Raw genomic sequence first — 11,792 nt, 5'->3', positions numbered from 1 at the left:
GGGTCTTGCTGCTCGCGACTTCGGTCATTGGGCCTGCTCCAGCTCCTCCAAGAGCTCCGACATCACAGCCATCTCCGCGGCTGCGTCGGAGTCGTCATATTCCCGCTCCATGATCTCGGCGAACGACGCGATCGATGTCGCCTTGAACAGCGTGCTCAAGGGGAGCTCGATGGCGAGGCGCTGGCGGACACGCGACGCGATCTGGACGGCCAGGAGCGAGTGGCCTCCCAGCTCGAAGAAGTCGTCGTGGACACCGACGCGCTCGACCCCGAGCACCTCGGACCAGATCTCCGAGAGCCTCCGCTCCAGATCGTTCCTCGGCGCCACGTAGCGCTTCTGCGTGTCCTGCGTGTCAGGCGCGGGCAGCGCCTTGCGGTTCACCTTCCCATTCGCGTTCAGCGGAAGCTGATCCAGGAGCACGTACACCGGCGGAACCATGTACTCCGGCAACACGCCTTTCAGCCATGTGCGCAGCTGCTCCCGGAACGCGTGCGCCTCCGGCTCCGCGGTCTCCGCGCGGACGAGATACCCCACGAGCCGCTTCTCCCCGGGCGCGTCCTCGCGCACCAGCACAGCGGCTTGTCGGACTCCGTCGTGCTCGACGAGCCGCGCCTCGATCTCGCCGAGCTCGATCCGATGACCGCGGATCTTCACCTGCTGATCGACGCGGCCCACGTACTCGAGGAGGCCGTCTGGGCGATAGCGCGCGAGATCGCCGGTCCGGTACAGCCGCTCTCCTGCGTCCTCCGCGTACGGATCGGGCACGAAGACCTCGGCGGTCTGCGCGGGATCTCCGAGATAGCCACGACCGACCCCGACGCCGGCGACGCACAGCTCCCCCGTCACGCCGACAGGGACCGGTCGCAGCGCGGCGTCCACCACGTAAAGGCGGGTGTTGTCCGTCGGGCGACCGATCGGCAAGCGGAGCGTGTCGGCCGGCGGAGGTCCGTCGATTCGATGCAGCGCGACGTCATCGGCGCACTCCGCGGGGCCGTAGGCGTTCACCAGGGGGATATCCGGGTACCGCTCGAACCAGAGGCGAGCCAGCTCCGGGGGCATCGCCTCACCGGTCGGAAGCATCCAGCGCAGCCGGGGCAAGGCCACGGGCGGCTGAAGGAGCATGCCCTCGATCAGCGACGGCACGCTCTCGAGCACGGTGATCCCCGTCTTCTGCACATGCTCCAGGAGCGCGACGGGATCGCGCGCGATGTCGTCCGGCACGATCTCCACGCGTCCCCCGAACAAGAGCGCCGCCAGGAACTGCCAGACCGAGATGTCGAAGCTCTGCGAGGCGGTCTGCGCGATGACGTCGTCCTCGGACAGATCGAGGAACGGGATCTTGCTCAGCTGGTTGTTGAGCATGCCCTGGCTCGTCACCATCGCGCCCTTCGGAGCTCCCGTGGAACCGGAGGTGAAGATCACGTAGGCGAGCTGATCTCGAGGGACAGCGCCCGCCGCCGCCGCTCGCTCGGGGAGGTCCGCCGACGAGGCGGACTCCAGGCGGAGGATCGACGGTCGTGGCGGCGACAGACGCGCTACCGTCGCCTCGATCGCCGTGGCGTGCGGCGCGTCGCTGAGGACCACCGAGGCTCCGGCGAGCCTCAGGATCTGTGCTGTCCGTTCGGCAGGATGCTTGTCGTCCAGCGCCAGATACGCTGCGCCTGCCTTGAAGACCCCGAGGATCATGCAGAGCATCTCGAGCCCGCGCCCGGCGAGCACCGCGACGAGCTCGCCGGGCTTGACCCCGGCTCGCCTGAGCGCATGCCCGATGCGGCTGGCGCGCCTGTCGAGCTCGCCGTAGCTCAGCGCCTCGCCCTCGCAGGCCGCCGCTGTCCGGTCCGGAGACCGCGCGACCTGCTCCTCGAAGAGACCGATGAAGCCGCGCTCGAGGCGGTGGTCACGCCGCGTGTCGTTCCACGCCTTCAGGAGGCGCGCCTCCTCGGGCGCGGCGGTCGGCAGCTTGCCCAGCTCCGCGTCCGGGTTGCGCGCCATGGTCATCAGCAAGCGCTGAAAGTGCGCCAGCATGCGGGCGACGTCATCCGCGTCGAACATCCTCTGGTCGTACGAGATCTGCAGGCGCAGCCGTCGACCCGGGACGACGACGACGGTGATCGGGTAGTTCGTGTGCGTCCGGTTGCCGCTGAAGTCGGTCCTCCGCTCGATCAGGGAATGGTCCAGCGGCGCGTTCTCGAAGACGAACAGGCTCTGAAAGAGCGCATGCCCGTAGGGCACGACGCTGCACGCCTGGATATCCAGGAGCGGCAGATGCTCGTACTGTCGCATCGCGACGTTCTGGTCCTGCAAGCGCCGCAGCCAATCCGCCACCGGGACCTTGTCGGAGAGCGGCGGCACCCGGACCCTGAGCGGGATCGTGTTGATGAACAGCCCGATCGTGTCCTGGATGTTGGCTATCTCGGCCGGGCGTCCTGCGACCGTCACGCCGAACAAGACGTCGCGGAGACCGCTATACTGGGACAGCAGCATCGCCCAGGCGCCTTGCGCGAACGAGTTCACCGTCAGCTGACGCTTGCGCGAGAGCGCGCGGAGAAGCGCGGTCTCCTCCTCGGTGAGGTCCACGAAGCGATCGGCGATCTGTGAGAAGCCCTGTCCGTCCCGGACCGGCCTGTCGATCGCGAGCGGCGTCGCCGCTTCGAAGCCCTCCAGCGCCTCGCGCCAGTACCGCCGCGCCGCGTCGACGTCCTGGCGCTGCAGCCAGCCGATGAAATCCCGGAACCGCGGGGGTCGGGGCAGGGCCGCGCGGCGCCCCTCCAGCGACGCCTGATACAGCGTGAAGAAGTTCATGAACAGGAGCGAGCGACACCAATCGTCGATCAGGATATGGTGGTAGCTGTTCACGAAATTGTAGGTCGTCTCCCCGGTGCGAATCAGCCGGATGCAGAGGAGCGGCGCCCTGCTCAGGTCGAACCCTCGCCGGCGCTCCTCCTGCAAGAGCTCGTGCAAGCGTCGCTCCTGCTCCTCGCCGCTCAGCTCGCGCCAGTCCAGATACAGGACGGGAGAAGTGACAGCGCGATGGATGATCTGCAGCATCTTGCCTTCGAACTGCCAGACAAAGGAGGCGCGCAGCGCCGGATGGCGCTCGATCACACGCTCCCAGGCGGCGATGAACGCCTCGGGGTCGATGCCGCTGCTCAGCCGGTAATGATCCTGCATCAGGTAGATGCCGGATCCAGGCTCGAGCAACGTGTGCAGCAGGAGCCCCTGCTGCATGGGGCTCAACGGGAAGATATCCTCGACATCCCGGGCCGGCACCGGCAGGGCGTCGATCTCTTGCTGCGTCAGCCCCGCGAGCGGAAAATCAGACGGCGTGAGCCGGTCCGCGACGCTCCGCTCGCCGTCCGAGCTCGGGTCACCACCTGCGGTGTCAGGCAGAGCCGTCGAGGGCTCGCCGACGCGCGCCGCCGAGGCCAGCGACTCCAGCGTCTGGTGCTGAAAAACATCCTGCGGAGTAAGCTGGATACCGGCGCTCCTCGCCTTCCCCACCACCTGGAGGGCGATGATCGAGTCGCCTCCCAGCTCGAAGAAATTGTCATGAACGCCGATCCGCTCGACGCGCAGCACCTGCCCCCAGATCTCCGAGAGGCTTCGCTCCAGCGCGCTCCTCGGCGCGACGTAGTCCCGCTGCGCCTGGCTCGCGTCCGGCGCGGGCAGCCGCTTCCGGTCGAGCTTGCCGTTCGCCGTCAGCGGCAGCGCCTCGAGCAGCACGATCACCGGCGGGACCATGTACTCCGGCAACACCGCCCTCAGCGCGGCGCGGAGCTGCTCGCGAAACCGGTCCTGCTCCGCGCTCCCCGCCGACTCGAACCCGGGCTCCGCCGCGACCACGTAGGCCACGAGCCGCTTCTGACCAGGCACGTCCTCACGCGCCACGACCCCCGCCGCCGCGACCCCCGCCTGGTCCAGGAGCCGCGCCTCGATCTCTCCGAGCTCGATCCGGTACCCGCGGATCTTCACCTGGTGATCGCTCCTGCCGACGTACTCGATCACGCCGTCCGCCCGGTACCGCGCCAGGTCTCCTGTACGATACAACCTGTCGCCGGGTCCCCTGCCAAACGGGCTCGGCACGAAGCGATCCGCCGTCAGCTCCGGGCGATTCAGGTACCCACGCGCCAGCCCGTCCCCTCCGATGTACAGGTCCCCGATCACGCCGACGGGCGCTGGATTCATCACCTCATCCAGGACGAACATCTCTGTATTGCCGATCGGCCGGCCCAGCAGCGGCTCCGGACGCTCCAGGTCGAGCATGTGGCGCGACGACCAGATGGTCGTCTCCGTCGGACCGTACACATTCCAGACACGCCCCGCCTTTCGCACGAGCGTATCGGCGAGATCCGCCGGCAGCGCCTCTCCGCCGCACAGCACCTTGCACGGGGGCAATGCGCCGAACCTCGGCGCCTGGCTCAGCATCCGCCATGTCGCCGGCGTCGCCTGCACGACCGTGACCGCGTCGCGCTCCATCCGCTCGAGGAGCGCTTCCGCGTCCGACGCCACCGCTCTATCCACGAGCACGACCCTCGCGCCCACGATGAGCGGCAGGTACAGCTCCAGCCCGGCGATATCGAACGACAGCGAGGTCAAGCCGAGGCACCGGTCGTCCGGCTGCATGCCAGGGCTCTCCTTCATCGTGCTCAGGAAGTTGACCAACGCACGATGGCAGATCGTCACTCCCTTCGGCTTGCCCGTCGAGCCTGACGTGTAGATGCAGTACGCCAGGTGCCCCGGATCCGCGAGGTTCGTCAGGTCGCCGGCGTCGTACGCGTCCACCTCGCCCCAGTCCCGATCCAGGCACCAGACCCGAGCCTCGGTGCGCGGCCCTCTCCCGGCCAATCGGTCCTGCGTCAGCAGGACCTTCGGCCGCGCGTCCTCGACCATGTACGAAATCCGGTCCGCCGGGTACTCAGGGTCGAGCGGCACGTACGCCCCGCCTGCCTTCAAGATCCCGAGCAGGCCCACCACCATCTCCAGCGAGCGCTCGACGTGGACGCCCACCATCACGTCGGGCCCGACCCCGAGCTCTCTCAGCCTTCTCGCCAGCCGATTGGCTCGCGCGTTCAGCTCCGCGTAGGTCAACGCTCTGTCCTCGTGCGACACAGCGATCGCGTGCGGCGTGCGCCCCACCTGCGCCTCGATGAGCTCATGGAGGCAACGCTCTCCAGGGTACGCGCGCTGCGTCTCGTTCCACGTCACGAGCGCGTTCGAGCGCTCCACCGCATCGAGCAGCGGGAGCTGCCCCACAGGCACGCTGGGGCCCGAGACGATCCCCTGAAGGAGGTTTCGGAAGTGGCGCGCCATCCGCTCGATGGTCGACCCATCGAACAGATCCGTGCTGTACGTCAGCGCGACGTTCAGGCCGCGTCCTTCCTCCGTTGTGTCGAGCGACAGATCGAACTGCGTCGAGGAGCTGGGGCGCGCCAGCTTCTCGACCCGAAGCCCGGAGATGCTCTCGAATCCCCCGTGCTCGTGCTTCTGGTGGTTGTACAGGACCTGAAACAGCGGGTTGTGGCTCAGGCTGCGCTCCGGGTTCAGTACGTCCACCAGCCGCTCGAACGGGACGTCCTGGTTCGCCTGCGCGCCGAGCGTCGCCTCCTTCCCCCGCTCGAGCAGCTCCTCGAAGCTCGCCGCTCGGTCAACCCGCATCTGAAATACATGGGTGTTGACGAAGAGCCCGATCAACGGCTCGACCTCGACGCGATTCCGGTTGGCGCTGGGAACACCGACGCGGACCTCCTTCTGCCCGGAGTAGCGGCACAGCAGCACGCTGAAGGCGGAGAGCAGCACCATGAACAGCGTTGCCCCCCGCTCCTGCGCGAGGTCTCTGAGCCGAGCGCACAGCGCCTCGTCGATCTCGCAACGGAACGTGGCGCCTCGGTAGCTCTGTATCGCGGGTCGCGGGCGGTCCGTCGGCAGCGCGAGCAGCGGGTGCTCCTCCCCGAGCTGTCCCTTCCAGTACACGAGCTGCCGCTCGAGCTCCCCCGACTCCAGCCACCGCCGTTGCCAGATCGCGTAATCCACATACTGGATCGGAAGGCTCGGCAGGTCCGGCTCGACGTTCCTGCTGTACGCGCCGTACAGGCGCGAGAACTCCGCCAGCAGCACGTTCATCGACCAGCCGTCTGAAGCGATGTGGTGTACCGTGACGGCGAGCACGTGCTGCCGCTCCGCGAGCCGGAGCACCTTGACTCGCAACAGGGAGTCACACGTCAAATCGAACGGCTTCTCGCCGTCCTCTTCCACGAGCCGTCGCGCTCGCTCCTCACGCTCGCCCTCCGGGAGAGCGCTCAGGTCGACCACGGGGATCTGGACGGAGGACGCCTCGCCGATCACCTGGTAGCCCTGTCCCTCCTCCTCCTCGAACCTGGTGCGCAGCGCCTCGTGCCGCGCCACAAGCGCCGTGAACGTACTCTCCAGCGCCTCGAGGTTCAGCGCGCCCGTCAGCCTGACGGCCGCCGAGATGTTGTACGCGCCGCTCTGCGGCGACAGCCGCCACAGGAACCACAGGCGCTGCTGCGCGTACGACATCGGCAGACGCTGCCCGCGATCCACGAGCGCCAGCGGCGGTTGCCTGCTCGTCGCTCCTCCCGAGGCCGCCTGCTCGAACCGCGCGACGAAGGCAGCGAGCGTCCTCGCCTCGAACAAGGCGCGCACCGGCAGCTCGACGTCGAAGCGCTTCTTGACCCTCGAGGTCACCTGCGTGGCGAGCAAGGAATGACCTCCCAGCTCGAAGAAGTCGTCGGACATGCCGACTCGCTCGACACCGAGCATCTCCGCCCAGAGCTCCGCCAGAGCGCGCTCGATCTCGCGCTCCGGCGCGATGAAGCTCCTCTGTCCCACGCTCGCGGTCGGGGCCGGAAGCGCCTTCCGATCGAGCTTGCCGTTCGCGGTCAGCGGCAGCTTGTCCAGGATGACGTACTGATGAGGAACCATGTACTCCGGCAGCTCGGCCTGGAGCCGATCACGGAGCTGCGCCTCCAGCGGCCCCCGGCCCTCGGTCGAGTCGACAAGCCCAGGACCGGGCACGACGTACGCCACGAGCCGCTTGACCCCCGGTGCGTCCTCCCGCGCGAGCACCGCCGCCTCCTCGACGGCCTCATGCGCGGCCAGCCGCGCCTCGATTTCGCCGAGCTCGATGCGGTAGCCGCGGATCTTCACCTGATGGTCGCACCTGCCGACGTACTCGATGACACCGTCCTCTCGGTACCGCGCCAGATCGCCGGTTCGATAAAGCCGCTCTCCCGCCGCGCTGCCGAGCGGATTCGGCACGAAGCGCTCCGCCGTGAGGTCCGGGCGGTTCAGATAGCCGCGGGCGAGCCCGTCTCCTCCGATGTAGAGCTCTCCGACCACGCCGACCGGCACCGGGCCCATCATCTCGTTCAGCAAGAAGATCGTCGTGTTTCCGACGGGCCGTCCGACGAGCGGCTCTGCGTCCTCCCCGTCGAGCTCGTGACGCGACGACCAGATCGTCGTCTCCGTCGGACCGTACAGGTTCCAGATGCGATCCGCCTTTCGCGTGAGCTCCTTCGCCAGATCCGGTGGCAAGGCTTCCCCTCCGCACAGCACCTTGCACCTCGGCATCGCCGCGAATCCAGGTGACTGGCTCAGCATCCGCCACGTCGCCGGCGTCGCCTGCATGACCGTGACGGCCTGCCGCTGCACGCGATCGAGCAGCGCTTCGGCGTCCGACGCGACAGCGCGCCCCACCAGCGCGATCCGCGCGCCCACGAGGAGCGGCAGGTAAAGCTCCAGCCCCGCGATGTCGAACGACAGCGAGGTCAGCCCGAGGACGCAGTCGCTCGAGCCGATACCGGGGCTCTCCTTCATCGTGCTCAGGAAGTTGACGACCCCGCGGTGACATACGGCCACGCCCTTCGGCTTGCCCGTCGAGCCCGACGTGTAGATGCAATAGGCCAGGTTCTCCGGGTGCGTGACGCTCGCGAGGTTCTCCGCGCCGTAGCCCGCCACCTCGCGAAAGTCCCGGTCGACGCACCACGCGAGCGCTCCAGAGGTCGGCACCTCTCCGAGGAGTCGCTCCTGCGTCAGAACCACCTTCGGTCGCGCCTCCTTCACCATGTACGCGAGCCGGTCCGCCGGGTACTCGGGGTCCAGCGGCACATACGCTCCGCCCGCCTTCAAGATCCCGAGCAGGCCGACCACGAGGTCGAGCGACCGCTCCATGTGGATGCCCACCAGCGAGTCCGGGCCCACGCCGAGCTCGCGCAGCTTCCTCGCCAGCTGATTCGCTCGCGCGTTCAGCTCCGTATAGCTCAAGACGTCGTCTTCGTACGACACCGCCACCGCCCTCGGACTGCGCCCGGCCTGCTCCTCGATGAGCTCGTGAAGGCAGCGGTCCCTCGGGTATTCCAGCCGTGTCGCGTTCCACTTCACGAGGACGTCCGAGCGCTCCGATTCGCCCAGCATCGAGAGCTGCCCGACGCGCGCGGCAGGGTCCTCCCCGATCGCCTGGAGCAGGTGCATCCAGCGTTGCACCATCCGCGCGACCTCGTCGTGGTGGAATAGATCCGTGCTGTACGTCACGGTTCCCTTCAGTCGATCGCCCTCTTCCAACGTGTCGAGCGACAGGTCGAACTGCGTCGCCGTATCGGGGCGCTCCAGCCTCTCGATGCGAAGCCCGGCGAGCTCCCCCAGCGCGGCGTCGTCGAGCCTCTGGTGATTGAACATCACCTGGAACAGGGGGTTATGGCTCAGGCTGCGCTCCGGATTCAACGCTTCCACGAGCTTCTCGAAGGGCACGTCCTGATGCGCCTCCGCGCCCAGCCAGGCCTCCTTCACCTGCTCCAAGAGGAGGTCGAAGCGCACGCCGCCATGCACATGGGTCCGGAGCACGTGGGTGTTGACGAAGAACCCGATGAGCCGCTCCGTCTCCAGGCGGCTCCGGTTGGCGCTCGGGACCCCGACGCGAACCTCGGTCTGCCCGGAGTGCCGCGCGAGCAGCACCTTGAACGCCGAGAGCAACACCATGAAGAGCGTCGCGTTCCGCGCGAGCGCGAGCTCCCTGAGGCGAGCGGCCACCCTCGCGTCGATCTCGAAGCGGATCGTCGCGCCCCGATGGCTCAGCGCCGGAGGCCGGGGGCGAGGCGAGAGCTCCAGCACCGGATGCTCGTCGCCGAGCCGCCTCTTCCAGTAGGCGAGCTGGCGTTCGAGCTCTCCGGACTCCAGCCATGTTCGCTGCCAGACGGCATAATCGGCGTACTGGACCGACAGGCTCGGCAGCTCCGGCTCACGGCGGCTCTGGTACGCGCCGTACAGGTCCACGAACTCCCGTGCCAGCACGTTCATCGACCATCCGTCGGACACGATGTGGTGAACGACCGTGAGGAGCACGTGCTCGCGCTCCGTCAGCCGCAGCAGCTTCACCCGCACGAGCGGCCCCCGCTCCAGATCGAAGCCGTCCTCGAGCTCTCGCGTCAGGAGCGCGCGCGCGAGCGCCGCCCGCTCGCCCGCCGGCTCGTGCTGGAGATCCACCACGGGGACGTCGAGCTCCGCGGCGTCGCCGATCACGCGGTAGGCTCGCCCTTCGTCTTGCCGGAACGTCGTCCTCAACGTCTCATGGCGGGCGACGATGGTTTGAAACGCCCGCTTGACGAAGTGGACGTCGAGCTCCCCGGAGAGCCTCAGCGCCCCGGCGACGGTGTATGCGGTGCTCTTGGGATCGAGCTGCCATAAAAACCAGAGGCGCCGCTCCCCGTGGGACAGCGGCATCCGGCCGTCGCGCTCCACGCGCGGGATCGGCTCGGGTCCGCTCTGCCGTCCCTCTGCCCGATATCGCTCGATGACCCGCGCGAGCGCCTTGAGCGACGGCGCCTCGAACAACGCCCGCAGCGCCACCTGGACGCCGAACGCCTCGTTGATGCGCGCGAGCATCTGCGCGGCAGACAGGGAGTTGCCTCCCAGCGAGAAGAGCGTGTCGTCGCTCCGGACGACCGGCGCCTTGAGGACGTCGCGCCAGATGTCCGACAGGCGCCGCTCCGTCTCGGACTGCACGTCGGCTGTCCCGGCGACGACCTCGCCCGCGCCGCCGGTCATTCCCCGCACGCTCCCGCGCTCGTACACCGCGAACGCGTCCAGCGAGCTCTTCTCCCACCCTGCGCGGCACGCCGCTCGCCGGAGCTTGCCGCTCGACGTGATCGGCAAGCTCCCTGGGTTCAACAGCAGGACGACGCTGACCGCCTCGCCGTGCTCCTGCGCCACCGCCTCGTTGATGGCGCGGCACACCGCCTCCGGCTGGATCAGCTTCTGAGCACGGCGGCTCACCTCGGCTGCGATGCCGATTCCCTCTTGCCCGTCGACCTCGACGGAGAACGCGGCGACCCGCCCTGCGCGCACCACCTCCACCTGATCCTCGACGGTCCTCTCGAGGTCCTGGGGGTAGAGGTTGTGTCCGCGCACGATGATGAGGTCCTTCAACCGACCCGTGATGAAGAGGCTGCCCTCGTGCTGGAAGCCGAGATCTCCGGTGCGCAGGTAGACGCGGCCCTCCCTGCTCGTGAAGGTCCGCTGCGTGGCGTCGGCGTTCTGCCAGTAGCCGTGCGCCACGCTCGGGCCGGATACCTGGATCTCGCCGATGCGCCCGGGCTCGAGGGCGCGGCCTGTGTCAGGCTCGACGATGACGATCTCGTGCAGCGACTGCGCCTTGCCGCAGGCGACGATTTCGCGCTCGCCGTCCGCCGGGATCGCGACGTCCTTCGCGAGCCCACGCGCGTCGAACGACGTCGACGTCACGCCGTCGCCGCGCCGTACCCCCGCGACGATGAGCGTCGCCTCCGCCAGTCCGTAACACGGGTACAGCGCCCGCGCGTCGAACCCCACGCCCGCGAACCTCTCGGAGAACGCCCGCAGCGTGCTGGCTCGCACCGGCTCGGCCCCCGAGAACGCGAGCCGCCATGACCGCAAATCCAGCCCATCGAGCATGCCGGGCTTTATCCGCTCGACGCACAGCCGGTACGCGAAGTCCGGCCCGCCGCTGACGCTGCCGCCGTACGTCGAGATCGCCTGCAACCAGCGGATGGGCCGCTCGATGAAGCGTTGCGGCGCCATCAGCACCATCGACAGCCCGCTGAACAGCGGTTGCAGCAGCGTGCCGATCAGGCCCATGTCGTGGAACAGCGGCAGCCAGCTCACGACGACGTCGCTGTCGTCCATCATGAACGCCTCGCGGATCGAGCGCTCGTTGGCGATCAGGTTGTCGTGCCCCACCATGACGCCCTTCGGCGCGGAGGTGGATCCGGACGTGTACTGCAGGAAGGCGATGCTCCCCTCGCGCAAGGACGGCATGCGCCACGCCGTTGCGTCGGACGTCGGGATGTCATCCGTCGAGACGAGCTCGATCGACGACGCGCGGGGCACGTGCTGACCCAGCGACCGCAGGGGCTCCAGCAGGCCACGCTCGGTCAGGATGAAGCGCGGCGCGGCGTCGCGGATGACCGCCATCAGCCGGGCGAGCTGCTGCTGCTGCATCGACTCCGGCGGGTACGCCGGCACCGCGATCATCCCCGCATAGAGGCAGCCGAGGAACGCCGTGACGTAGTCCGCGCTGCTCGGATACAGGAGCAGCGCGCGTTCCCCGGCCGGCGCCAGCGACTGAAGACGAGCCGCGATGGCGCAGGCCCGCTCGTGGAGCTCCTTGTAGGTGAGCACCTCGCTCGCGCTCTCCCCGTCGGTGAGGAAGCGCAGCGCGACCCGCTCCGGGTGGACGCTCGCCCGCTCGGCGAGCAGCTCGACGAAATTTTCAGCACGCGTACAAGCATCCATAGACATTT

The 11,792-nt window shown here is 68.4% G+C and carries 1 pseudogene; it reads right to left on the bottom strand.

Annotated features, from left to right (window positions below):
- Positions 1-24 precede the first annotated feature (24 nt).
- A pseudogene (locus WMF22_RS13770) lies at positions 25-11,772 on the bottom strand (non-ribosomal peptide synthase/polyketide synthase); the annotation flags it as partial.
- Positions 11,773-11,792: the final 20 nt, after the last annotated feature.

It is taken from the genome of Sorangium sp. So ce204 (assembly GCF_051526795.1).
In the GTDB taxonomy this organism is placed as follows: domain Bacteria; phylum Myxococcota_A; class Polyangia; order Polyangiales; family Polyangiaceae; genus Sorangium; species Sorangium cellulosum_B.
Note: the sequence above shows the minus strand (reverse complement) of the source record. Positions and strands in the feature narration are given on the sequence as shown.